The 22,492-nt window shown below is 53.0% G+C and carries 24 protein-coding genes and 5 pseudogenes; 10 read left to right on the forward strand and 19 right to left on the reverse strand.

Annotation, left to right across the window (positions count from 1 at the left end; genetic code table 11):
* Window positions 1-614: 614 nt before the first annotated feature.
* A complete protein-coding gene (locus CDA56_RS29040) occupies window positions 615-1,586 on the reverse strand; it encodes a ParB/RepB/Spo0J family plasmid partition protein (RefSeq protein ID WP_004206785.1) in 972 nt (323 codons plus the stop codon).
* Complete coding sequence (sopA, locus tag CDA56_RS29045) at window positions 1,586-2,752, reverse strand: plasmid-partitioning protein SopA (RefSeq protein ID WP_000523812.1); 1,167 nt, start codon at window positions 2,750-2,752, stop codon at window positions 1,586-1,588. The genes CDA56_RS29040 and sopA overlap by 1 nt, the downstream gene beginning before the upstream one ends.
* Before the next feature lie 750 nt (window positions 2,753-3,502).
* Between sopA and CDA56_RS29050 the strand changes: the two genes are divergently transcribed.
* Complete coding sequence (locus tag CDA56_RS29050; RefSeq protein WP_000200070.1) at window positions 3,503-4,513, forward strand: RepB family plasmid replication initiator protein; 1,011 nt, start codon at window positions 3,503-3,505, stop codon at window positions 4,511-4,513.
* Window positions 4,514-5,210: 697 nt separating this feature from the next.
* On the opposite strand, the gene CDA56_RS29055 is transcribed toward CDA56_RS29050, so the two are convergent.
* The gene (locus CDA56_RS29055) at window positions 5,211-5,951 is read right to left on the reverse strand and encodes a tyrosine-type recombinase/integrase (protein ID WP_022064517.1); all 741 of its coding nucleotides are present in this window, start codon (window positions 5,949-5,951) and stop codon (window positions 5,211-5,213) included.
* Between the two features lie 32 nt (window positions 5,952-5,983).
* Between CDA56_RS29055 and CDA56_RS31025 the strand changes: the two genes are divergently transcribed.
* Window positions 5,984-6,259 (forward strand): hypothetical protein, encoded by a 276-nt coding sequence (locus CDA56_RS31025; protein WP_047727564.1) that lies wholly within the window; start codon window positions 5,984-5,986, stop codon window positions 6,257-6,259.
* Between the two features lie 23 nt (window positions 6,260-6,282).
* On the opposite strand, the pseudogene CDA56_RS31415 reads toward CDA56_RS31025, so the two are convergent.
* The 7 genes and pseudogenes from CDA56_RS31415 to CDA56_RS31610 all read right to left on the reverse strand — a co-directional run.
* Window positions 6,283-6,613: pseudogene (locus tag CDA56_RS31415) on the reverse strand (type II toxin-antitoxin system RelE/ParE family toxin).
* Window positions 6,600-6,872, reverse strand: a complete 273-nt coding sequence (locus CDA56_RS29065) for a type II toxin-antitoxin system ParD family antitoxin (protein ID WP_155075505.1) — start codon at window positions 6,870-6,872, stop codon at window positions 6,600-6,602. Before CDA56_RS29065 ends, CDA56_RS31415 begins: the two are co-directional and overlap by 14 nt.
* Window positions 6,873-7,096: 224 nt before the next feature.
* Entirely contained in the window at window positions 7,097-8,338 is a 1,242-nt protein-coding gene (locus tag CDA56_RS31420) for a P-loop ATPase, Sll1717 family (protein WP_371858647.1), read from the reverse strand.
* Complete coding sequence (locus tag CDA56_RS31425) at window positions 8,335-8,769, reverse strand: hypothetical protein (RefSeq protein WP_016236299.1); 435 nt, start codon at window positions 8,767-8,769, stop codon at window positions 8,335-8,337. Before CDA56_RS31425 ends, CDA56_RS31420 begins: the two co-directional genes overlap by 4 nt.
* 564 nt (window positions 8,770-9,333) lie before the next feature.
* Window positions 9,334-10,143, reverse strand: a complete 810-nt coding sequence (locus CDA56_RS29080) for a hypothetical protein (RefSeq protein WP_047727565.1) — start codon at window positions 10,141-10,143, stop codon at window positions 9,334-9,336.
* 17 nt (window positions 10,144-10,160) lie between these two features.
* The gene (locus CDA56_RS29085) at window positions 10,161-10,523 is read right to left on the reverse strand and encodes a hypothetical protein (protein WP_000533745.1); all 363 of its coding nucleotides are present in this window, start codon (window positions 10,521-10,523) and stop codon (window positions 10,161-10,163) included.
* A gap of 183 nt (window positions 10,524-10,706) precedes the next feature.
* A pseudogene (locus CDA56_RS31610) lies at window positions 10,707-10,901 on the reverse strand (hypothetical protein); the annotation flags it as partial.
* 102 nt (window positions 10,902-11,003) lie between these two features.
* On the opposite strand from CDA56_RS31610, the gene CDA56_RS29095 reads away from it, so the two are divergent.
* The 6 genes from CDA56_RS29095 to CDA56_RS29120 all read left to right on the forward strand — a co-directional run bounded on the left by CDA56_RS29095 (window position 11,004) and on the right by CDA56_RS29120 (window position 14,024).
* On the forward strand, window positions 11,004-12,278 hold the full coding sequence (locus tag CDA56_RS29095; RefSeq protein WP_086817650.1) for a type II toxin-antitoxin system RelB/DinJ family antitoxin: 1,275 nt from the start codon (window positions 11,004-11,006) through the stop codon (window positions 12,276-12,278).
* 17 nt (window positions 12,279-12,295) lie between these two features.
* Window positions 12,296-12,568, forward strand: a complete 273-nt coding sequence (locus CDA56_RS29100) for a helix-turn-helix domain-containing protein (RefSeq protein WP_047727567.1) — start codon at window positions 12,296-12,298, stop codon at window positions 12,566-12,568.
* Window positions 12,565-13,248, forward strand: a complete 684-nt coding sequence (locus CDA56_RS29105; protein WP_047727568.1) for a hypothetical protein — start codon at window positions 12,565-12,567, stop codon at window positions 13,246-13,248. The genes CDA56_RS29100 and CDA56_RS29105 overlap by 4 nt, the downstream gene beginning before the upstream one ends.
* Window positions 13,249-13,292: 44 nt before the next feature.
* A complete protein-coding gene (locus tag CDA56_RS29110) occupies window positions 13,293-13,511 on the forward strand; it encodes a hypothetical protein (RefSeq protein ID WP_011091034.1) in 219 nt (72 codons plus the stop codon).
* A 2-nt stretch (window positions 13,512-13,513) separates the two neighbouring features.
* Window positions 13,514-13,723, forward strand: a complete 210-nt coding sequence (locus CDA56_RS29115; protein WP_004187413.1) for a DUF7706 family protein — start codon at window positions 13,514-13,516, stop codon at window positions 13,721-13,723.
* Window positions 13,724-13,790: 67 nt separating this feature from the next.
* Window positions 13,791-14,024 (forward strand): hypothetical protein, encoded by a 234-nt coding sequence (locus CDA56_RS29120; protein WP_047727569.1) that lies wholly within the window; start codon window positions 13,791-13,793, stop codon window positions 14,022-14,024.
* Between the two features lie 145 nt (window positions 14,025-14,169).
* Here the strand turns inward: CDA56_RS29120 and CDA56_RS29125 are convergent.
* From CDA56_RS29125 to phnC, 6 genes and pseudogenes are all read right to left on the reverse strand, one after another.
* Window positions 14,170-14,478, reverse strand: a pseudogene (locus CDA56_RS29125) (IS5/IS1182 family transposase); the annotation flags it as partial.
* Window positions 14,479-14,585: 107 nt separating this feature from the next.
* The gene (locus CDA56_RS29130; RefSeq protein ID WP_010466239.1) at window positions 14,586-15,455 is read right to left on the reverse strand and encodes a LysR family transcriptional regulator; all 870 of its coding nucleotides are present in this window, start codon (window positions 15,453-15,455) and stop codon (window positions 14,586-14,588) included.
* Window positions 15,449-16,459, reverse strand: coding sequence for a phosphonate dehydrogenase PtxD (gene ptxD / locus CDA56_RS29135; RefSeq protein ID WP_003118429.1), 1,011 nt, complete (start codon window positions 16,457-16,459; stop codon window positions 15,449-15,451). Before ptxD ends, CDA56_RS29130 begins: the two co-directional genes overlap by 7 nt.
* An 8-nt stretch (window positions 16,460-16,467) precedes the next feature.
* Window positions 16,468-17,295, reverse strand: a complete 828-nt coding sequence (phnE, locus tag CDA56_RS29140; RefSeq protein ID WP_010466252.1) for a phosphonate ABC transporter, permease protein PhnE — start codon at window positions 17,293-17,295, stop codon at window positions 16,468-16,470.
* Between the two features lie 8 nt (window positions 17,296-17,303).
* Window positions 17,304-18,167, reverse strand: coding sequence for a phosphate/phosphite/phosphonate ABC transporter substrate-binding protein (gene phnD, locus CDA56_RS29145; RefSeq protein WP_047727570.1), 864 nt, complete (start codon window positions 18,165-18,167; stop codon window positions 17,304-17,306).
* Window positions 18,164-18,991: a phosphonate ABC transporter ATP-binding protein gene (gene phnC, locus CDA56_RS29150; RefSeq protein ID WP_047727571.1), complete on the reverse strand. Its 828-nt coding sequence runs from the start codon at window positions 18,989-18,991 to the stop codon at window positions 18,164-18,166. Before phnC ends, phnD begins: the two co-directional genes overlap by 4 nt.
* A gap of 342 nt (window positions 18,992-19,333) precedes the next feature.
* On the opposite strand from phnC, the pseudogene CDA56_RS29155 reads away from it, so the two are divergent.
* Window positions 19,334-19,853 (forward strand): annotated as a pseudogene (locus tag CDA56_RS29155) (IS5-like element ISPst7 family transposase); the annotation flags it as partial.
* 219 nt (window positions 19,854-20,072) lie between these two features.
* Here the strand turns inward: CDA56_RS29155 and CDA56_RS31430 are convergent.
* The 3 genes and pseudogenes from CDA56_RS31430 to CDA56_RS29165 form a co-directional block, all read right to left on the reverse strand.
* Window positions 20,073-20,408 (reverse strand): annotated as a pseudogene (locus CDA56_RS31430) (anti-phage-associated DUF499 domain-containing protein); the annotation flags it as partial.
* Between the two features lie 185 nt (window positions 20,409-20,593).
* Complete coding sequence (locus CDA56_RS31615; protein WP_306767812.1) at window positions 20,594-20,809, reverse strand: hypothetical protein; 216 nt, start codon at window positions 20,807-20,809, stop codon at window positions 20,594-20,596.
* Window positions 20,791-21,771 (reverse strand): IS5-like element ISKpn26 family transposase, encoded by a 981-nt coding sequence (locus CDA56_RS29165; protein ID WP_000019441.1) that lies wholly within the window; start codon window positions 21,769-21,771, stop codon window positions 20,791-20,793. The genes CDA56_RS31615 and CDA56_RS29165 overlap by 19 nt, the downstream gene beginning before the upstream one ends.
* Window positions 21,772-21,856: 85 nt before the next feature.
* On the opposite strand from CDA56_RS29165, the gene CDA56_RS29170 reads away from it, so the two are divergent.
* Window positions 21,857-22,432, forward strand: a complete 576-nt coding sequence (locus tag CDA56_RS29170) for a TerD family protein (protein WP_044348232.1) — start codon at window positions 21,857-21,859, stop codon at window positions 22,430-22,432.
* Window positions 22,433-22,492: the final 60 nt, after the last annotated feature.

The raw sequence follows: 22,492 nt of genomic DNA on the forward strand, positions 1-22,492 counted from the left end.
GGCCTGGTCCACAGATAACCTGACCGATGACGCAGGTGGGACCGTGGTCCCAGTCAGATAACCTGACCGACGACGCAGGTGGGACCGTGGTCCCAGACAGATAACCTGACCGATGACGCAGGTGAGACCGTGGTCCCAGGCAGATAACCTGACAGACGATGCAGGTGGGACCGTGGTCCCAGACAGATAAGCTGACCGATGACGCAGGTGGGACCGTGGTCCCAGACAGATAAGCTGACCGATGACGCAGGTGGGACCGTGGTCCCAGGCAGATAACCTGACCGACGACGCAGGTGGGACCGTGGTCCCAGTCAGATAACCTGACCGATGACGCAGGTGGGACCGTGGTCCCAGACAGATTACCTGACCGGCGATGCAGGTGGGACCGTGGTCCCAGGCAGATAAGCTGACCGACGATGCAGGTGGGACCGTGGTCCCAGGGAGATAACCTGACCGGCGATGCAGGTGGGACCGTGGTCCAAGGCAGATAAGCTGACAGATGACGCAGGTGGGACCGTGGTCCCAGAGAGAATATTCAGGCCAGTTATGTTTTCTGGCCTGTGAGAAAGGAAATGAAGTAAAGGGAGATCACCGTAGAATAATGCGTGTCCGCATCAGACTCCTGGTTTCTCAAGCTCCTTAAGAATGGCTTCTATTTTCTCTATACACTCCGCAGGAATGCGGGACTTATCCAGGTTAAGCACCATTTTATCGCCCTTATACAATGCTGTTGCCCCTGGAGCAAACTGATGACGTGAGCTCAGATTAACTCTTGATGCGGGAGATTGTTTCAGTACGGATGTTAAAAGACTAATGACCTCTTCAGCTTCAAAGATTAGTCCCGCTTTCTTCTGATCGTGGAGAGTCTCAGCCTGCTGCTTCAGTAATTCTTCTTTATCTGCAAAAGCCTTCTGAAGGGCTTCACCTGACCGGGCAGACAGTTCTCCAGGATGTGCAAACAGGGCAACAACGGATTTAGGCAGTTTGGCCGTATTAATACAGCGGGTAATGATCTTACGAGAAATGTTTTCCGCATCGGCAAGCGCAGAAATATTTCCTGCAAACTCATTCTGCAGCCGGCTTGTATAACGCAGGCCACGTTCATAAGCACTCGTCGGCCGATAATCGTTACCCAGTCGGGACAATGCAGCCATCTGCTCATCGTCCAGTTCACCAACCAGAACGCGATAATCACTTTCCGTCAGGATTGCGGCTTTACGGCGACGGCTGCCGTCTGCAATTTCTATGACATCAGAAACCCGGCGGCCGAAAGCTGGAGTCTGCTGACCGGTCAGTAAAAATGAAGGAATGAGATCATCCAGAGCATCTTCGGTAAGTAGTTCCTGATCGCGCTCATTGCCTGACCATACGCGTGAAGCGCTCTCAACAGAGTCTCCCCGGAGCACCTCAAGGGTAAATTTTACTTCCCGTCCACTTACCGGAAGAGAGATTGCATTACCGCGGGCCATAGCACCCACGCGCGCAATTAATGAATCCACCATCGGCGCGGCCGGCGCCGGTGATGAAGTATCTTCAGTCGATTGAGTATGTGTGGTATGTCTTGGAATGACAGGAGCACGCTTCATTATCTAATCTCCCAGCGTGGTTTAATCAGACGATCAAAAATCTCATTGCAAACAGGCTCCCAGATAGAGAGGGCATTACGCCAGGCACCGGTTGAAGAACGTTGATCAATAGCCTGTTCAAAAACGGTTCTCATACGGATCTGACCTTTGCCGACTTCATCCGTTTCGCGCACAACATTTTTAAGGACCATGCTTCCCCAGGCATCCCGAATTTGTTCTTCCATCCACGGGGACTGCGAGCCATTATTATTACTGTATTTGGTAAGCAGAATACGGACATCTGGCTCGAAGCCTTTAAGATCCACGTTCTTAAGCAGGTCACGAAGCATATCGAAAAACTGCAGTGCGGAGGTGTAGTCGAACAGCTCTGCCGGAGTAGGGACAATCAGAACATCAGCAGCGCATACAACATTTATCGTACCGATACCAAGGTTGGGTGCGCTGTCGATAACTATCACGTCATAATCATGAGCGACAGTTTCAATGGCCAGACGGAGCATCAGGTGCGGGTCAGCAGGTAATTTGCCTTCGTCAAATTTCCCCATCAGCTCGGTTTCAATGCGGTGCAGTGCCAGACAGGACGGGATGATATCAAGGCCAGGCCAGCAGGTGGGCTTTATAGCGTAGCTGGCGTCATCCTTTTCCCCAAGATAAAAGGGCAGGAGAGTGTCCTCAGCATGAATATGAAGATCGGGCACCCATCCGTGATACATAGAAGCAGTTCCCTGTGGGTCATTGCCTTCAACAAGCAGAACACGGAGTCCTTTCAGAGCAAGATCCTGAGCCAGGTGAACGGATACTGAGGTTTTGTAAACACCACCTTTGTGAGCTGCAACGCCAATCACCGGCGGAAACGCATCTTCAGCACGGCGCAGTCGTGTACCAAATACATCCCGCATGTGATTGATTTGTTCGATGGTATAACCAACGCGTTGCTCAACTCTCCCACGGGTTTCCATATCAGGGTGCGGCAGCCGGCCAGCTTTCTCGGCATCCCTGATAGCCTGAGATGACACGCCAACTAAATCTGCCGCTTCACCAATCCTCCAGCGCCGGGTTATTTTCCGGGCTTCCGGACTGTCATCATTAAACTGTGCAATGGCGATTGCTTTCGTCATTTCATGACCAGCACTTATGCACTGGTTGAGTGTATCCATGAGTCCCATACTGAACATCCTTTAATCATCACTTTGCATTATTTTATTAAATCTTGGAATTTATTGCAAAGCAACAATAAAATCGCAAAGTGCACGAAAAAGTGCAAAGTGAACCACATTGGGTAATGAAAGAACGCAGGGGATTACAAAAGAGTACATACCGCAGTCAATATTAATCACTGCCGCTCGCCGCAGTAAGCGATCTCACACAGTGAGAAAGCGGCGAGGAAGCGGAAAATCACAGAATTCACAGATTGCACGTACGTCGGGTTGCTAAAGATGGCTCGGGATCAGCCAGTTATAATGAAATTGACTGCGGTATGTAATATATTGACTATGGTATGATGCTTACCGCATCTGTGTCGAGGAAGAGGAAAGACGACTCAGCATACCGCAGTCAATGTTTCATTGTTGTACCTGTAGATCTCAATCTTCCAGAGCGTATTCAGGAAAATAAGGCCAGGGTTCTGGATATCTGGCGTGGCGCTTCCGGGCTTGTATCTGGGTTATTCATGGTCTCGATCCAATAATTGATCCCAAGGAGATCATAATGAGATCCAAAAGAGATCCCCGGATCGCTCCAGCATGCGCTGTAACTGGCTTTAACGTCTGTCTGGATCGACTGTGGAATGTAAAATGTTGACTGTTATATGCATAATCTAATACTGTGATATGCAACGGTATTTACTGAGGTATGTATATCCGTTGACTGCGATACGTATTACTACATCCTTTTGTGGATAACCGTTGAGGATCAAGATGACGAGCGAAAATAACAGCTTACTTCTGAACCTTCAGGAGGTTGATAAGACAACCGGTGAAGTTGTTAAGCTGGATGTCAACAGCACCAGTACCGTGCAGCCAGTAGCGCTCATGAGACTCGGTCTCTTCGTCCCAACTCTGAAATCAACAGGGAAGAGCAAGGCGAACCGGAAAAACGTTACAGACGCGACTGAGGAGCTTGTACAGCTGTCCATTGCCAAAAGCGAAGGATACACTGACGTTAAGATCACCGGTTCGCGTCTTGATATGGACACGGATTTTAAAGTCTGGCTGGGGATAATTCGCTCCATGTCGGAGTATGGGGTAAAAAGTGACACCCTGGAACTGTCGTTCGTCGAATTCGTTAAGATGTGCGGATTTGACTCCCGTCGTTCAAACAAAAAAATGCGCGATCGCATCAGTAATTCCCTGTTTAAACTCGCCTCGGTTACGCTGAAGTTCCAGAGCGAGACCAAAGGATGGACCACACATCTGGTGCAGTCAGCCTATTATGACATCAACGAGGATATCGTTGAGATCAAGGCTGAACCTAAGCTGTTTGAGCTTTACCACATGGACAGAAGGGTACTGCTGCGGCTGAAAGCCATTGACGCCCTGCAGCGCAAGGAATCAGCCCAGGCGCTTTATACCTACATCGAAAGTCTTCCCCAGAATCCTGCACCTATTTCCATGAAACGGATGCGTGACCGGCTGAATCTCACCTCAAATGTCTATACGCAGAACCACACGGTACGTAAGGCGATGGAGCAGCTGCGGGATATTGGTTATCTGGATTACACTGAGTTTAAACGTGGCCGAGCCACCTATTTCAGCGTGCATTATCGCAACCCCAAACTCATCAGTGGTCCTGTGAAGGTTCCGCGCAAAGAGGAAGAAGAGAAGGCGCCAGAGCAAAATTATGACGAAGTCATTAAGGCGCTGAAGGCTGCTGGCATCGATCCCCTTAAACTGGCCGAAGCTCTCTCAGCGATGAAGCCAGAAAATTGACTGCGATATGCATAACATGACTGCCGGATGCCGCTAAGGACATTCCATTGACTGTGATATGCATCACGCATACCGCAGTCAATATGTGTTCTCCATCATGTCTGCCATGATCGAACAATATTGACTGTCATATGTGATTTCAGGCCGTGATACGCAGATATTGACTACGGTATGCGGGTTTAACGGCGATATTCCCAGGTCTGTGCACTGCTCCACACGTGTTAACATGCCACAGTCAATTTTTCAGTAAAGCTCTATACCCCTTACGAAAATCTCAATCGGATGCTGAGACGGTCATGTTACCTGACGGTATCCGTTCCCCTGTGTATTGCAGGTTTAGCCCGGCAGGATGAGACTGCAGCTGTCTGTATAACCCGGCGCCAGCTTCACACTGCTAAATGCGAACAGGAGACCGATGGCAGAAGGGAGTGAGCCACAGGGGTGAATGACTTTCGCAATTAACGGGATGATTCACTGAGCTTTCAGGAAACAATACACTGTGGGATGTACGGCCTGTGTCCTGTCTTGTCTGCGGTATGTCGATGCCTGCAGGCTTGCAGGTCACCGTGCAAGACCACGGCTGTTCAGTCATCCGAATGATGTCCTGGTGTGCTGGAGCAGGGAGGGGCACTGAATGCGCTCTGCTCCTGTATTTCGTATTAGCGGAATACAGGACGTCATGCCAGGGCCGTCAATCTCAGCCGGCCGGGGGCAGGGAGCGAAGGATCTCCGCGGCATCTCGCCCATCACCGGTAAAGGGAACGGCCAGGGTGGCAGCCATGTCCAGCGCAAATACCCGGGTATAGACTTCCATCGAGCGCGGATCCTTATGCCCGGCCAGTGCCTGGATGACCTTCCTGGGCTGCCGGTGATAAAGCATGTGCATAATATAGCTGTGACGGAAAGTATGCGGCGTCACGGGGATCGAAAAATGCACGCCGTCAGCTTCAGCCCGCTTCACCGCCTGTTTCAGCCAGTTGCGCATTGTCTCATCCGTGACCGGCCATAACGGCTCACGCCGGCGGGGGCGGGTGGTGACCATCCAGCTTTCCATCTGACGCACAAAACTGGCATCCGTCAGCGGCACCAGTCGCACTTCATCTTTTGGTGGCCGCCCGCGCCGCGCGCGCACTTTCTCCGACAGCACCCTAACAAACGGGCGCAGACCATCCAGGTCGAACGATTCCGGGGTGAGCGTCCGGGCTTCACCGATACGGATCCCGGTATTCCACATGGTGGCGAACAACATGTGGTGACGCTGGTCAGGCATATACCAGAGGAGGGCGCTCACTTCCGGCGCCAGGAGGTAAGCCGGCGTGGCACCTGTTGAGGTGGCCATCCGCCGGAGTGCCACCGCGGTCGCAAAATCAACGCCCGGGGCGATCGGCAGCAGGGAGACGCGTTCTGGTGAATTCTGCAAGGAAATGATGCTGTTCATGAGTTATTTTTCACGTAGCGCACGCACTGTTTATGGATACAGGTATTTTGCACCTGACGGGCCGATCCTGCCATGACAATAAATCGCAGCGCGCGGATCCTTTTGTTGTCTTATCCCGCATTATTGCGGGTAAAACCAAATACGTAAAGGATCGTTTTTCTGCTCAGATCCTCCATGAAGCCAGTAATGACGCGGGTTCATGGCTGTTTTACGGTTTTTGGGAGAATTGGGGTAATGCCAGGACAAACAGGATCGAACAAAAAAAGGAAGGGAGCAGGGAAGGGGAGGATGCGCTACGTGAATTCTGACCTGGTACACCCCTGTAACCCTGTCAGTTTTCACGCAGCGCAATGTGGTTGCCGACTACTGCCCAGTTGAGATGACGGCCGGCATCCTGATGCTGACTTAATATACGGATAATAATAATTTCAGTATCAGTCTGCAGAAAATAAAGCATATGTCATTCAACGGGTAGTGCCAATATGTATTCCCCCAGTTCAGGACGGGGAGTACCGATATTATGAGCACTCCAAAACAAAAAAAAAGCGGAGAGCTGATTAATATATCTGTCGGCCCTCTCCTCACCGAAAATGGTGGTAGCCGTAATACCAGATATCCTCAAGATCCTGACTGGCTTTAGGTGTGAGTTTAACGTTTTTCACCGGCAGGCTTTGTGCCTGCTTTAACTTTTTTCAGGAACGTGTCCTTTTCCCACACCACAGGCTCGCCGCTGCTCAGGCCTTCTGCCAGTAAATTCCGCAGGGTCTGGAGACGTGATTCTGCCTGTTTCTCGCGAAGGAGACGAAGTGACTCGCGGATCACCTCACTCTGCGTACGATAATCACCTGATTCAATGAGATATTCTATGAAGTCACGGAGTTCGTGTCCGAGATCCACTGTTATTGTTCTGGCGATATACAAGCCTCACGATTGTAAGTTTAAATCTTACAATCAGTTTGAATGATACTCAAAGGTGCGTCCAGTACTGAATATTTGGGATAAATGGAGGAATGTCAGGATGTAAGTAACAGAAAAGAGGACGGCTCCTGCTGTCATCCGTCCATCTTCAAAGTAAAGTTTCTTAGTGTGTGTGGGAATAATCCTTGTTTCTGGCAAAAAATGTTATAAACCAAAAGATAATATAATTAAGAACACTCAATATCTTCCTCATCATCGCGTTCATAGCGATTTCCAGTAATTATTCTTATATCTAGAGCTGAATGGAGCATCTTATGAATTTTCATCAGACTGGCACGTTTGATTTCATTTTTTGTTGTTGGTGTACTGTCTCTGAATGCCCATTTGTAAGGTGTCAGGCTACTAATCTTGAAACCTACAATTCCAACTGTATAAAGACAAAGCATTATTTCATTAATGACATCCTGTTCTCTTGATTCTCCTTCTAAAAATTTGTTTGCTGTAATAGCACATGGATCAGTAGTATTTTGAATGGATAATTCACTTAATACCGCGTCTATAGTGTTTTTTGACATAGATGTTCTACTAAATTTATCAGGAAGATTTCTCAGTATTTCAATTGTTTCCTCAAAGGAAGGGTATATATCCCCCCATTCTTCTTTTAGAGATCTCAGGCGCTTTAAGGAATAGACTGCCTCCGCTTTATGAATTGAATCCCATGATATTCTTTCTCTGTTAAGTGCCACATTAAAACACTCATTCACGTATTGTAAAACGTCTCTTGGTCGAAATAATGTTCTTTCAATTATATATTCAATAGGGGTGATGCCTAAATGCCCCCCCTTTGCTTTTGGAAATATATCTTTAATAGTAACATCTTCTCGAGTATATTGTCTTTTGTATACCTCTCGCACTCGTTTTTGGACTAATTCGGTTAGTTGTTGAGAGGTCCATTTTATATCAAGTATATATGACTCATATTTTTCCTCCTGAAAACCAGAGCCTCTTGTAATATTAAATACTGATCGTAAAAGGTCCAGGCGTAAAGCAGCTATTATTTTGATATTTTTAATTTTACGAAACACCTTAATCTCTTCAATTAGCGCTCTTATAAATTTATATCTTGTATCATTTTCCGCCCAGTTATCATCCAGTTGATCAATAATGATGTAATAGTTTTTTTGTGGGTCATCAAAAGAATATTCAGCAAGCAATGAAAGTATTTCATTAAGTTTTTGAATCTGTAACCTACTGACAACCTCATTTGCTCGTTTCTTAACATCATGTATTTGTTCTTCGGTTAGTTTTTTTGCATATTCAGCACTAAGATTTACAGCACTGTATTCTGTGCCAATCGAAGCCTTAGTATCACGTTCCAGTTTGTATGTTATTTCCCTAAGATGGGTGTCAGTATCTATCCAAAATTTATCTCCCCACTCCCTAAAATACTCAAGGGCTTTTCGTTTTATCTCATCTTTTTTAGCCTGCTAAGCAAGTTTGAGAAAAAGCTATTCGTATCAGATTCACTCTTAATGTCATGGCGTATTTTTAATAATTCCATAATTAAAATATGTCGCCATAATACTTTATAAAACATATCAAGATTAACATTTAACTCTTCAAAAAATGAAATTATATCTGAATGCTCTAGAAAACCTATTGAAATATCATTAGGGTCAAGTTTTTTATATTTATGTGCTTTGTTTGCCACCATGTGCAACAAAGCACTTTTTCCTGCGCCTGTTCTTCCTATAACTATAGATGATGTATCAGATGGGTTTAATAGTTTAGAAAGATAACCACTATCAATAAAACAGTTTTCCAAGAGAAGTGTGTCTGATTCAGCGTCCAATTCGCCGATTTTAAAATTTTGCCTTATTATTATAGGGTTTATGCTCATAATTTCCTCAACGCTATTAATTGGTTTTATTATTACATTATAATTGATTTTTGATAATTGTATTTAAATTGATAGAAATTGCGATGGAGATCATAGAATAAAAGTATTGAGTGTTTCAATTTTTATTAATAGTTGCAACTATTAGGATAACTGCTTCTCGCTTGTTCTTTGTCGTCAATATTTTCAGCTCAATATCATCTCGAACGTTCATGCTTCAGTATGGCTTCTGCTATTCGTATTCAGAAACGTGCGTCTCTTCTTCAAGCGGCTCAAACCATTTTTCTTTAGCGACTTCATTGAACTTCTTACAAATGGTGTAAAGAGTTACGTTAGAAAGAGCATAGTTACGGGAAAACTGACGGGCAAAATTGGCACTCTTGGCCTATCGCTCAGCGCCTGGTTAATGCGCGCACCAGTGTTCCAGAGCTTCGACAGCAGCATTTTGTGCTAAAGATCCGGGCCGTAGTAAGCTCACTTCCACCGCCAGCACGGCAGGGTAATCGATGACCACCGGCTACTGAGCAACCGAGACTGTCTGCAGTACGAGTATAATGATTCCAGTTATCAGGATACATCTCTGTCTGTTGATATGTTCAGCGCTGAAGCAATGATTTCCCGGTTTTCCTCACTACGCCAGTTTCCGAAATAGTCCACCTCCTGGCACAGGGAACGGTGTGCTGCCTCTATAAGGTCAGACACTCTCTGAAGAGCATTCTGTAGCTGCTGCGCTGATATACCTCTTGGCACATCATGCTCATCCACCCCGTTACGGTGCACAAGGTCGTTTCGCCAGTCTGCAATAATGTCCAGCGGCTTAACCGGCCAGACGGGCGGAGTATGCAGCACGGCGCTGAAATAGCGCTCAATGGTTTTAACGTTATGAAACGTCATTCGGGAAACATAATTGCGTGCGGCGGGCCTGAACATATCAAGTTCCATCTCACGCAAAGACTGCTTTTTGTTTTTTTTGACGCGTTCTGAATTCAGGTAATATTCATCCCTGAAGCGTTTAAGAGGCCAGTCATGTTCCAGCAGAGCCCTGGCGCAGTACATCAGGTATGCTTCCATGACAGTCACTGCATGGACGAAAGACATCCTGTACACCAGTTCTGGCTGCTCTCTGTCGAGCAGGGCATGTAGCTTCTGCAGCTCCTGTCTTGCGTGCCGGTGACGCTGATGAACATCGTTCAGGGAAACCACGAACAGTCCATGTTCATGATCCCACTGAGCCTGATCAGCAAGCGCCTCCTGCTCCCAGTAATACAGGTTCGCGGCCTCCTCCCATGCTTCAGACTCAGGGACAATATCCGGGTAATTTTCCTCAAGCCATTCATTAAATCGTTCCGCTTCAATATCAATCATCATGTCTTTCATATGAGAAATCCCGCCTTCTATTTCTGTTGATCAGCTGCAGCTGCTTTTACGATGGCGTCTATTGCCTTTTCAACCGAAAACGGTCTCAGCTCACCGTTGCTCAGCTGGACCTTATAGCAGGGATGTGACACCCAGCGGCCATTCGTAAAACGAGGTTCATTCTGAACCGTAAAATGTTTAATCAGACGACCGTTCAGTTCCCAGCCCGGACAACTGTCACAATAGAGGGTGAACAGTTCCTTCAGCTCTTCAAAATAGTCACCTTCTGAAATGATCCCGACAGCTTTCACGTCAGGTCGTTGATCCATGTAATAGCCGCGGGCTTTCTGTTTTGATGCAAATTCCTTCTGACCAATCTTCACCGGTATTGAACGTCCCATTCTGAACTCCTTTGTGTTTAGCTGACAAATAGTCACTCGCCACAACCAGTTTCACGACATTAACTCTTCTCATCATCATGAAGGATTATTTTCCAAGCCGTGATTATTTCTCACCTGATAACAAGCAGCCATATAACCACGTAGTTAAATTACCGGGTCCCCGTTTTCACCTGATCCGACTTTCTATAATTTAACGGATTTCCGGAAGTGTACCACGCACACGAAATAACCATATCGCCCTTTTATGGTGGTGAGCGGCCGGTCACGGGGCAGGGGAAGGACACAACATATAGCGTCACAGCCAGCTGAGAACACCGCTACATCTTGTGTTGCCGGGCCGCAGCGCGCCGGAGGCCGGAAAGCAGATCCGGGACTACCGCTAAACCGCAACGGCGAAAAAATGTGGTCCCGTGCGCAAAAGTGCGGTACAAATGGCTGTACATTATGTAAAGCCAGATGACTGTACAAAAAGGAAGGAGCATGACCGGTTTTTTTGAACGTAAAAAGCGGGCCAAAAACGCCCAGCTGACCGTGCGTCTCGATGAGCAGCTGAAGAAACGCGCCGAACTGCGTCTGGAGGCAATGGGGATGACCGCCACGGAAGCGGTGGAGCAGCTTTACCGCTTCATCGCCGATCACGGCCGGATGCCCGTCACGGAGCGTATCGTCACATTTGACATCCAGTCACAGCGCGGCCGCGCCATCGCCCTCAATCCCGCCGACGCTGTGACCGAAAACACCCGGCGGTTTCTGCAGTCGCTGGGAGCTGTGGAAGTGGTCTGCTGCGATCCCGCTGCATTTGAACAGGCGGTACTGGAGTACTTCAGCCTGTATGTGGCCGACCAGGCTGCCTGTTTACTGGCCGGTGTACTGAACGTCACGTTCATGGTTAATGCCGCCAGTCGCGTGAAAGATGACTGGCATGACAGGCTGCTGTCCCTGTTACAGCGCGACTTTGATTTCAGCGAAGAACAGTCAGTGACGTTCATTAACAGCATCGTGGACAGCGAACATGTCGATCCTGCCATCGTCAGTCGAAATAATACGGCCTGGCGGAGCGGAAAAAGCACCGGGTCCGGCGCCGGCGCTGAACAGGCCTTACTGGATAACACCAACGTCAGGGTCTTCTATCCCTCCGGGGAAGCGCCCGTCTCCGGCAAGATCGGTGCCGCCGTCCTGCAGCGTTTCCTGACGTTCCTGGCGGAGCGGGGCGTCAGCTGCAGCGATCCGCAGAGACTGACCGAAAGCGCCGGCCGTGCATGGGGCGTGCGTGAAAATATGATCGGGAATATGCCCCCGGACATGCAGCAGGCCATAAACGATGGTGTCATTTTTGAGGCCAGCGCTGACACGCCGGACTTTTCCCCTGAGCTGGCGGCGGCGTTTGGCTTCACACAGGTCCAGGCAGAAGCGGTGCTGAAACCCGCCCTGACCGCCAGGGATCTCCCCGGTTTCCTGCAGCGCTTTCTGGCGTTCCTGGCCGACCGGGGTATCAGCTGCAGCAATCCCCGGCGGTTTACTGAAAAGGTCACGGAATACGCCAGCCATGAGGGACCGCACCGGCTTATTGCAATGTTGATGTCGCGCATCAGGGATGAGGGGGTCAGTTTTGTCTTTCACAATGAATCCCCGGACGAACTGCCGCGCCTGGCCGCGTCACTGCCCGGCGAACTGGCCGATACCTTCGGGTTTACGGGATGGCAGGCAACAACAATACTGCGTCAAATCCAGCCGGCACGGCCGGGGCAGGATTAGGGCCGGGAGCATACGCGATGAAAACGACCTGTCATGCGGCCGGCATCACGGCGGCGCCGCTTTCCCCGCAGGAGTGGCGAGCGCTGCTCAGGGCGAAAGGCTGGAAGCAGAAGGAGCTGGCCCGCCGCTGGAATGTGTCAGAAACCTGGATCAGTAAGCTGGCCAATAACCCCGATCGGGGCACGCACTGGAACGATGCCTGCCGGGGTCTGCCCGATATTCGTGCCCGGCGGCCCGGCGAACCGCGCGCGGCAGGCACAGACGCACCAGAGCCGGGAGGCCCTGAATGAACAGACGTCTTCACCTCATCACCACCTGTACCCGGCGCAAGGCGGGCAGCGTGGAGGATACCGTTTTTCCGGGCGACACTTCCCTTGATGACGCCTTTGACGGCTGGTACAGGCTGATCGCCCAGGCTGCCCGCCGTCCTGGCAGGGTGCTGGAAACGGGAGAGCTTTACCGGGGCGCACACTGGCGGCGTGCCCGCGGTATCGCGGCGCGGTGGCCGGGCATCGAGCTGTGGGCCATGTCGGCCGGTCTGGGGCTGCGCCACCATACCGATCCGGCGGTCGCGTATGAGGCAACGTTTCACGCCATGCCCTTCGCGCCGGCGACCGTCTGGGGCTCACTGACGGCACGGCCCCCGCTGGCGGGCCGCTGCGCCTCCCTGGCTGAGCTGATGCAACGCTGCCCGGACGAGCGCTTTGTGATCGCCGGTTCACCCGTGTATATCAGCGCGGCTGAGCAGGATATTCTGGCCGGCGTGCCGGCACTGCATGATGCGGCCACTCAGCTGATTATCGTGACCTCACAGGGCTATCGTGGTCCGCTGCAGCCGTTTCTGAAAAGAAGCCGCGCGGACATGATGGCGCCCCTGAAATCGAACATGACGTGCCTGAATATTGCCTGCGCCGGCGCCCTGATTGACGCCATGATGCAGGCAGACGCCCGGCAGGCGGCGACCATTTAATACAGACAGAGACTGGCGCTACCGTCGCCAGAAGGGGGTTTTACATGTTCAGCATCATTTATCACGCCGGCGCAGCCGTCCTTTTCCTGGTCATGAGCCTGGCGGCCGGCGCCGGCCTCCTGCTTCATGGCCATGAATATACGACAGGTCATTTCTGGAACATGACGGGGCTGTGCATTGTGTCAACTCTCGTCTGGATCTGGGCTGTAGCTCAGGCAAAAGAAGCCTGGTACATTTCACGAAACATCAAAAAAGGACTCTGACCATGAAAGATGAAATTCGCCACGAAAAACCCGTTGAAGTGAATATACAGCTGACACACAGAGAAGCGCAGGCTCTGGCGCAACTGGTTAAGCGTCTGGGATTCAGTGACTGCCGCGGCCTGGCGACGTCAGATATTGAGGCATATCTGATGATGGATGGAATCAACCAGATCATGAAAGCACTGGCTGAAGAGGGCTATGCACCACGATAAGGGCCGGGACTATCTGGAATTAGCCGGAAATACGACCCTAGCACGCGGGCAGTAAGGAGTGGTTTTAATGTTATACATGGCTTTATGCAGTTTTATGATGATCCTGGCGCTAAGTGAGATGTTCCGCACGATGACGGCGATCGGCAATGGCAGTTTCGCCGGCAACCGCTTCATACCGCTCGCCTTAGTTCTGTTAACGCTGGCGCTGGCATCACCTTTCTTTGCCACATTTTATACGATGAGCCGTTCTGATTTCATGGCGACGACGGCCTGCTACATGGCTGCGTGTGGCAGGTCTTAAACAACTGAACTGGGCTAGCGAAGGAGTGGGGGCAACAGCAGCTGCGCTGGTAGACTTATCCACAGTTGCTGGTAACAAAATCAGCAATCCGCCCTGGGTCAAATTTCAATCGGCAGGGTGGGTCAATTTTCCATCAGCGCCAACAAATGGTGGTTTCGTCGGGGATGCGCTCCAGGTTCAGCCCGGCAAACTGGCGCAGGATCGTGGTTTCGTACAGCGCTTCCTCCATCGCTGGATCGCTGTAGCCGAACCAGTTCTGCAGCAGATGCACACGCAGCATCGCCATCAACGGGTAGGCCGGACGGCCACCTTCACCCTTCGGATAATGTGGCTCGATCAAAGCAATCAAGCCCTTCCACGGCACCACCCGATCCATCTCGATCAGGAACAACTCCTTGCGGGTTTGCTTGCGCTTGCCAGCGTACTCGGCGTCGGCGAAGGTCATCTGCTTCATCGGGAAACTCGGTGGGTGGGGTCGCGGTATTTTGCCAAATCAGAAAGTCTTTTTCAGAGTTTCCCTAGGCTGACAAGCCAAGCGCTGGATCGCAACCATCCATCACCTTATCCAGCTAGATCTGCCTCCTCCAATAAGTGCCGCACAAATCCCGGCGGGTGCAGATTTCCGGGAGGTTTGCGCCAGATCAGTTGGAGACGCTTTTCAAGCCCCGGGATGGGAAGAGCTACCAGCGCGCCACTGCGAACTTCGTCTTGTACTGCGGAAGCCATCACCAACGACACGCCGAGTCCCGCCCTCACTGCTTGTTTGACTGCCTCGGTGCTGCCTAGCTGCATACCGCTGCGAGGCACGCCCAGTTCGCCAAAGTATTCGGTCAGAAGCCGTCCGGTACCGCTACCCGGTTCACCTCCCAGCATCGGCAGGTCCACCAGACGATCACGTTCTATGCACCCTGCTTCAGCCAGCGCATGGTCGGGGCTGACGATAAGCACCAGCGGCTCGACCCGCCAGAGGCGGTGTTCGAAGTCGGGGTGAGGTAGCCACCATTCCATGATCGCGGCGTCGAGCTGGCCCGCCAGTAGCTGGTCGGCCACATCCGGGTTGGCGGCGATGCGCAGATCCACCTCGCCCCTCTCATTTGCGGTCGTCAGATAGTTGCGCACGAATGGCTGGAGAAGGTAGGTGCCGATGTTGGAGCTGGCCCCGACGCGCTCACGATTGCCATGCAGGGCTTCTAGCGCCCGGGCGTGCATGTCGAGCAAGGCGGTCGCATGCGGCATGAAGGCCAGCGCCCGTGTGGTAGGCTGGCAGCCGCTACGACTGCGCTGCACCAGCGTTACGCCGACCTGCTCTTCAAGCTTCTGCAAGTGCTGCGACACCGTCGGCTGGGCCAGCCCCAACGCCCTCGCCGCGCTCTGAAAACTGCCTGTTTGAACGATCGCTACCAGGCTCTTCAGCCAGACCGGATTCAACATGCGGCAGGCTCGGCCTTGGGCAGACGGTTCGCAGCGTTGATTGGGCGCGCACCTGCCAATACCTGGATGATGTTCTGCGCTGCACAACGTTCAATCTCCAGGCGCACCGCGCGCACTGCCGACCCTATGTGCGGAGTGAACAGCGTATTCGGATGCGCGAGCAGCGCAGGATCGATCAGCCGCGGCCGGTCCGCGCGAGCCCAGTCTTCCATTTCGAATACATCCGCCGCATACCCGCCGAGCTGGCCTCGCTCAAGCGCCGCGAGCACGGCGGCTTCATCCACTACCGAACCACGACAGGGGTTTACAAGCAGAGCGCCCGGCCGTACGAGGGCAAGCAGCTCGGCGTTGACCAGATGCTGGGTATCGGCATTCAAGGGAAGCGCCAGCAGGATGAAGTCCGAGCTGGCGAAGAGTTCGCTGCACGCCACCTGGCGCAGGCCGAGCCGTTGCTCGGTTTGTGTATCCAGAGCCTTCGCCTCGTGGTACTGCAGGGTCGCGCCCCATCCCTGCAAGCGATCAGCCATGGCCAGTCCGATGGCGCCCATGCCAAGGATGCCGACCGTAGCGTTATCCAGCCCCGTGCCGTAGAACTGTGGTTGCCAGCCCTGGAACTCGCCAGAGCGGACGAACGCATCTGCTGCCCGCAGATGCCGCCCCAGCCCCACCGCCAGTCCGATCGCCAGCTCGGCAGTCGGGACCGTCAACAGATCAGGCACGAAGGTCAGCCAGACCCCGCGGGCAGTACAGGCGTCCACATCGAAATTGTCGAAGCCCTTGAGCGCGCAGCCGACTACACGCAGCTCAGGGCAGGCTTGAAGAAAGTCTGCATCGACCCGATCGGGCATGAACGCCATCATCGCCTGAGCATCGCGACAGCGGCGCAGAATTTCCTCGCGCGTCAGCGTGCTGTCGGTCTGGTTGGTCATCAGCTCGCAATGTGGCGCCAGCAGTTGCAGGATCTCATCGTGTACTCGGTGAGTTATAACGAGTTTCGGCAGCATGGTTTGTCCTATTTGAAACGTTTGCGCAGCACGCCACTGAAGGCGTCTACTAGCGTGACCATGGCCAGGATGACCAGCAGGATTGCTGCAACCTCCTGGTACTGCATGATGCGCAGCGAGCCCATGAGTTCGAAGCCGATACCGCCGGCGCCAACCATGCCCATCACGGTGGAGGCGCGAAAGTTGTATTCCCAGCGGTAGATCGCCACGTCGGCGAACTGCGGCGTCACCTGTGGCAAAACCGCGTGCAGCAGCACTTGCATCGGCGTAGCCCCCGCCGCCCGAGCGGCTTCCACCGGCGCTTCGTCGACGTGCTCGATGGCCTCGGCGAAGAACTTGCCGACCATGCCGACCGAATGCAGACCCAGGGCAAGCACGCCCGGCAAGGCGCCGAACCCTACGGCTGCAACGAAGATGATGCCCATGATCAGCTCCGGCACCGACCGCAGGGCATTGAGCAGCACCCGGGCAACACCGAACACAAGGGGGTGCGGCGCCGTATTGCGCGCTGCAACGAAGGCCACCACCAGCGAGAACACCACTGCGATGGCCGTACCGGCGATGCTCATCGCCAAGGTGTCGATCAAGGGGCGAATCCAGCTTCGATAGCCCGAAAAGTCTGGCGGCATGGCCTCGCCTGCCAGGGTCGCGATGGAGGGCAGCCCGTTCAGCAGCGTGGTGGCATCGAGCAGCCCCACGTACCAGCAGGCCAACAGCACCACTCCGAATACAATCGCCACCTGCCCCAGCTGGCGCCACCAACCGAGGCCGAAGCCTCGAAGGATGTGCTCGCGTTGCTCTGCAGGCAGCGCCTGCACGTCGTAATGAGTAGACATATCGGTGCTCACATCGTGGCGAAGTCGAGGCCGAGCAGCGATCCCATTTTGCGGATCACATCGTAGTCGGCGTCGGTGATTGGCGCGAAGGCCTCGGCCTTGAAGTTGCGCAGCACTTCGGGATCGTCGATACCGACGAATACATCCCGCACCTTGGTTTTCAGCTCGGGGCTCAGGTTCGAGCGCATCGCCCAGGGGTACTGGGGGTATTCGCCGCTGTAACCAAGTACTTTCACCTTGCTCGGATCGATTAGGCCACGTTCGGCTACGTGATTGAAAATTACCTCCGACAGCCCACCCGCATCGGCGTTGCCGTTCGCCACGTTGACGGCAACGGCGTCATGCGTGCCCACAAAATATTGTTCGTAGTCCTGCCCACCCGTCAAACCGGCCGTCTCAAGAAGCACGGTTTTGGGAATCAAATGGCTGGACGTCGATGCCCGGTCACCATAGGCCATCTTCTTGCCCTTAAGGTCGGCATACTCATTCACGCCTGACGCCACATTGGCGATAATCACCGAGCGATAGGTCGGCTTGCCGTCGATGACCATGGCAGCGAAGGGCTCGATGTCGCTTTTGCTTTTGGCCATGACGTAGGACAGCGGACCGAAATACGCCAGGTCGATACGGCCAAAGCGCATCGCCTCAATCATCGAGGAATAGTCGGTGGTTACGATCAGCTGCACCTTCTTGTCCAGATGCTCTTCCAGATAATCCTTCAGCGGCTGGTTACGCTTGATCAGCTCGGAGGCGTTTTCGTCCGGCAGCAGGGCAACCTTTAGCACATCCGGATCGGCATCGGCCGCTAGGGCGGACAAACTTGAAACAGCGGACAGCAAGCAAGTCAATAAGAGCGCGGATAAGCGTTTCATCGGGACTTCTCCAGTGAAGGTTCGAGCATGACAGGTGGTTCAGCCGGAGCATTCGCTGGCTGAGTCGTAGAGCGGCCTGCATAGATGCGCTCAAGCTGCGCATCGGTGAGTTCCGAGGGCGCGGCATCGAAAACGATCTGAGAATCGGCCAGCCCGACGACGCGATCGGCGAAGCGGCGGGCATATTCGAGTTGATGCAGCGAAACGATGGCGGTGATGCCGTCTTCCTTGCAGATGTCGCGCAGCAATCCGAGAACACGGACCGAAGTGGCCGGGTCGAGACTGGCTACCGGCTCATCGGCCAGAATGATCGCCGGCTGTTGCGCTAGCGCACGCGCGATGCCTACCCGCTGCTGCTGGCCACCGGACAGTTTGTCCACCCGGCTTAGCGCCTTGTCTGCCAGACCGACCCGAGCGAGGCAACTGAGCGCAATCTCCTGATCGGCACGCGGCAGAGGAAACAGCGAGCGGAGCGTGTTGTGAAAGGCCAGCCGACCGGTAAGCACATTAGCCAGTGCGCTTTGACGTTCGATTAGCTGGTGGTGCTGAAAGATCATGGCGGTACGCCGACGATGCTGACGCAAGGCCGAGCCGCTGCCGAGCTCACCGAGTTCGCTGGTGACACTGCCGCCAGTGGGCGTGACGAGTCGATTGAGACTACGGAGCAAGGTCGACTTGCCTGCGCCCGAGAGACCAAGCAGCACGGTGAACTCACCACGCCGAAATGCAATCGAGGTATCGCGTAGGGCTGTCACGCCGCCTGGATAGACGACGCTCAACCGGTCGACCCGCAGCACGGCGTCCTGTATCGGATGGGGCATCATTTGATCACCTTTCGCAATATTGCTGGCCGCACAATTGCGGTTCGCGATGCAAAGGATAGAAATTCCTTGTTACCGCACTGCTTCTAAAGGATGACATTTCGATGAATACTTCGAATCTGCCGTAGCGGGGCGGCAAGCGAAGCCGTGGAAGAACGGGCGCAACGTAGCGTCTTTCTTCACGCGGGATACAGGAGGCTTTGATTGATACTGCTGCGGATTCGCTACAGTAACGTTGGGCCAGAACGTAATGCCATCCAAGCAAGAGAGCGCACACTAGGGAAACTCTGAAGAAGACTTCCAGATTTTGGCAAAATACCCGGATTCCACCCACCGAGTTTCCCGATGAAGCAGATGACCTTCGCCGACGCCGAGTACGCTGGCAAGCGCAAGCAAACCCGCAAGGAGTTGTTCCTGATCGAGATGGATCGGGTGGTGCCGTGGAAGGGCTTGATTGCTTTGATCGAGCCACATTATCCGAAGGGTGAAGGTGGCCGTCCGGCCTACCCGTTGATGGCGATGCTGCGTGTGCATCTGCTGCAGAACTGGTTCGGCTACAGCGATCCAGCGATGGAGGAAGCGCTGTACGAAACCACGATCCTGCGCCAGTTTGCCGGGCTGAACCTGGAGCGCATCCCCGACGAAACCACCATTCTCAACTTCCGCCGCTTGCTGGAGAAACACGAGCTGGCGGCCGGCATCCTCGCTGTCATCAATGGCTCTGGGCGACCGCGGCCTGTCGCTGCGCCAGGGCACCATCGTCGATGCAACGCTGATCAATGCGCCCAGTTCGACCAAGAACAAGGACGGCAAGCGCGACCCGGAAATGCACCAGACCAAGAAGGGAAACCAGTATTATTTCGGCAGTGCGACCTGAAAGTCGCATGGGTTTCTGTTCCGCAGGTTAACGCCCGACGGAACCGACTGTTCCACCACTCGTTCCCTACCCAGACAGGCGTGGCCGGTAACAGCCGGGTCTGAAGCTCTGGGGACAATGTAACCGCCGATATTTCGGTAGGTCGAACCGCGAGGCCAGACTGAATCTGCCAGCATCAAGGCGGAGAGGCGCTAGGGATGAACAGGTACCCGCCAACTGCACGGGGGTGATGGTGCTCGCTTGGCGACTGGCTTCTTGCTGGAGGTTAGAGATTGCTTCGGCAATTGCCTTGGTCTGAGCCACATAGCTGCCGGATAGGTTGGCAATCACAATGCAGCAACGCGGTAACTCCAGAGCGGCGCTCATCAGGCAGCTGAGTGTGTAGGTGCTCACGGTAGCCAGCGTACCGCCGCCGATGACAGTAGTGCTCGCGTTTTCAAGGTAGGGCGGCAACTCATCGAGCATGATCAGGGTCGGTTTGTCCCCGATAATTTTCTTCCAGCCAGCCTGATCGACCGCGCGAGGGCCATTGACCCAGTAGGGGGAACCGCAGAATTCGGAAAAAATCGTACGCTAAGCTAACGGTGTTCTCGTGACAGCTCTTTGACTAGGCTTTCTAAGGCCATTCTGATAGCCCTGACTTCCTGAAAAGCCATGGCTAAAATTTGTGCGGCTAAAAGGGATACCGATGGTAAAGTAAGTTATCCCTGTCGAGATACTGAAAAGCGTTATCCTCGTTTTTCCCAAAACTGTTTTGCCAGTTCGCTCAGAGCGCTAGGGAAGGTGCGAATAAGCAGGTCATTTCTTCCCAAGCTGACTCGCTGATTAAAATTTCGCGGATCTGGGCCGATTTTTTTCCCGCAAACACATCGAATCAGCCTATTTAGGCTATTTTTTCCACCATTTCTGGCGTTATTTCCGGTTTTTACTGAGATCTCTCCCACTGACGTATCATTTGGTCCACCCGAAACAGGTTGGCCAGGGTGAATAACATCGCCAGTTGGTTATCGTTTTTCAGCAGCCCCTTGTATCTGGCTTTCACGAAGCCGAACTGCCGCTTGATGATGCGAAACGGGTGCTCCACCTTGGCACGGATGCTGGCTTTCATGTATTCGATGTTGATGGCCGTTTTGTTCTTGCGCGGATGCTGCTTCAAGGTTTTTACCTTGCCGGGACGCTCGGCGATCAGCCAGTCCACATCCACCTCGGCCAGCTCCTCGCGCTGTGGCGCTCCTTGGTAGCCGGCATCGGCTGAGACAAATTGCTCCTCTCCATGAAGCAGATTACCCAGCTGATTGAGGTCATGCTCGTTGGCCGCGGTGGTGACTAGGCTGTGGGTCAGGCCACTCTTGGCATCGACACCAATGTGGGCCTTCATGCCAAAGTGCCACTGATTGCCTTTCTTGGTCTGATGCATCTCCGGATCGCGTTGCTGCTCTTTGTTCTTGGTAGAGCTGGGTGCCTCAATGATGGTGGCATCCACCAAAGTGCCTTGGGTCATCATGACGCCTGCTTCGGCCAGCCAGCGATTGATGGTCTTGAACAATTGACGGGCCAGTTGATGCTGCTCGAGCAGGTGGCGGAAATTCATGATGGTGGTGCGATCCGGCAGGGCGCTATCCAGGGATAATCGGGCAAACAGGCGCATGGAGGCGATTTCGTACAGGGCATCTTCCATGGCACCGTCGCTCAGGTTGTACCAATGCTGCATGCAGTGAATACGCAGCATGGTCTCCAGCGGATAGGGCCGTCGGCCATTGCCCGCCTTGGGATAAAACGGCTCGATGACAGCGGTCATATTCTGCCATGGCAGAATCTGCTCCATGCGGGAGAGGAAAATCTCTTTTCGGGTCTGACGGCGCTTAGTGCTGAATTCACTATCGGCGAAGGTGAGTTGATGGCTCATGATGTCCCTCTGGGATGCGCTCCGGATGAATATGATGATCTCATATCAGGAACTTGTTCGCACCTTCCTTAGCAGGAGCAATAAAATGGCAGTTTCTCTCGTAAAAGGCGGTAATGTTTCTCTGACCAAAGAAGCCCCTTCCATGAATGTGGCGCTTGTAGGCCTTGGCTGGGATGCACGAGTCACCGATGGTCAGGCGTTTGACCTTGACGCCTCCGTTTTTCTGGTCGGTGACGATGGTAAAGTATTGTCTGACTCTCATTTCGTTTTCTATAACAACACCACCAGCCCGGACGGCGCGGTCCAGCATCAGGGTGACAACCGTACCGGCGAAGGCGACGGCGATGATGAACAGGTCAAAATCGAACTGGCTAAAGTCGGTGCTGAAGTCAAAAAACTGGTGTTTGCTGTCACTATTCATGAAGCTGAAGCCCGTAAACAGAACTTCGGTATGGTCAGCAACAGCTACATGCGTGTTGTGAACAACGATAACGGCGCTGAGATTGCACGTTTTGACCTGTCTGAAGACGCATCAACAGAGACCGCGATGATCTTCGGCGAACTCTATCGCCACGGTACTGAATGGAAATTCAAAGCCGTTGGTCAGGGGTTTGCTGGCGGTCTGGGTGCGCTGGCTAAACAGCACGGCATCAACATCTGACAAATAGCGCATATGAAACCCCGGCCTGCCCGGGGTTTCTTGTATCTGCTTACACACTTG

Origin of the sequence: Klebsiella michiganensis, from assembly GCF_002925905.1 — a bacterium.
GTDB classification, from domain to species: Bacteria; Pseudomonadota; Gammaproteobacteria; order Enterobacterales; family Enterobacteriaceae; genus Klebsiella; species Klebsiella michiganensis.

Bases quoted from the DNA above. Each gene is read 5' to 3' on its own strand.
- CDA56_RS29040 (WP_004206785.1), bottom strand. From the start codon at position 1,586: ATGAAGCGTGCTCCTGTCATTCCAAGACATACCACACATACTCAATCG.
- sopA (WP_000523812.1), bottom strand. From the start codon at position 2,752: ATGGGACTCATGGATACACTCAACCAGTGCATAAGTGCTGGTCATGAA.
- CDA56_RS29050 (WP_000200070.1), top strand. From the start codon at position 3,503: ATGACGAGCGAAAATAACAGCTTACTTCTGAACCTTCAGGAGGTTGAT.
- CDA56_RS29055 (WP_022064517.1), bottom strand. From the start codon at position 5,951: ATGAACAGCATCATTTCCTTGCAGAATTCACCAGAACGCGTCTCCCTG.
- CDA56_RS31025 (WP_047727564.1), top strand. From the start codon at position 5,984: ATGGATACAGGTATTTTGCACCTGACGGGCCGATCCTGCCATGACAAT.
- CDA56_RS31425 (WP_016236299.1), bottom strand. From the start codon at position 8,769: ATGAGCATAAACCCTATAATAATAAGGCAAAATTTTAAAATCGGCGAA.
- CDA56_RS29080 (WP_047727565.1), bottom strand. From the start codon at position 10,143: ATGAAAGACATGATGATTGATATTGAAGCGGAACGATTTAATGAATGG.
- CDA56_RS29085 (WP_000533745.1), bottom strand. From the start codon at position 10,523: ATGGGACGTTCAATACCGGTGAAGATTGGTCAGAAGGAATTTGCATCA.
- CDA56_RS29095 (WP_086817650.1), top strand. From the start codon at position 11,004: ATGACCGGTTTTTTTGAACGTAAAAAGCGGGCCAAAAACGCCCAGCTG.
- CDA56_RS29100 (WP_047727567.1), top strand. From the start codon at position 12,296: ATGAAAACGACCTGTCATGCGGCCGGCATCACGGCGGCGCCGCTTTCC.
- CDA56_RS29105 (WP_047727568.1), top strand. From the start codon at position 12,565: ATGAACAGACGTCTTCACCTCATCACCACCTGTACCCGGCGCAAGGCG.
- CDA56_RS29110 (WP_011091034.1), top strand. From the start codon at position 13,293: ATGTTCAGCATCATTTATCACGCCGGCGCAGCCGTCCTTTTCCTGGTC.
- CDA56_RS29115 (WP_004187413.1), top strand. From the start codon at position 13,514: ATGAAAGATGAAATTCGCCACGAAAAACCCGTTGAAGTGAATATACAG.
- CDA56_RS29120 (WP_047727569.1), top strand. From the start codon at position 13,791: ATGTTATACATGGCTTTATGCAGTTTTATGATGATCCTGGCGCTAAGT.
- CDA56_RS29130 (WP_010466239.1), bottom strand. From the start codon at position 15,455: ATGTTGAATCCGGTCTGGCTGAAGAGCCTGGTAGCGATCGTTCAAACA.
- ptxD (WP_003118429.1), bottom strand. From the start codon at position 16,459: ATGCTGCCGAAACTCGTTATAACTCACCGAGTACACGATGAGATCCTG.
- phnE (WP_010466252.1), bottom strand. From the start codon at position 17,295: ATGTCTACTCATTACGACGTGCAGGCGCTGCCTGCAGAGCAACGCGAG.
- phnD (WP_047727570.1), bottom strand. From the start codon at position 18,167: ATGAAACGCTTATCCGCGCTCTTATTGACTTGCTTGCTGTCCGCTGTT.
- phnC (WP_047727571.1), bottom strand. From the start codon at position 18,991: ATGATGCCCCATCCGATACAGGACGCCGTGCTGCGGGTCGACCGGTTG.
- CDA56_RS29165 (WP_000019441.1), bottom strand. From the start codon at position 21,771: ATGAGCCATCAACTCACCTTCGCCGATAGTGAATTCAGCACTAAGCGC.
- CDA56_RS29170 (WP_044348232.1), top strand. From the start codon at position 21,857: ATGGCAGTTTCTCTCGTAAAAGGCGGTAATGTTTCTCTGACCAAAGAA.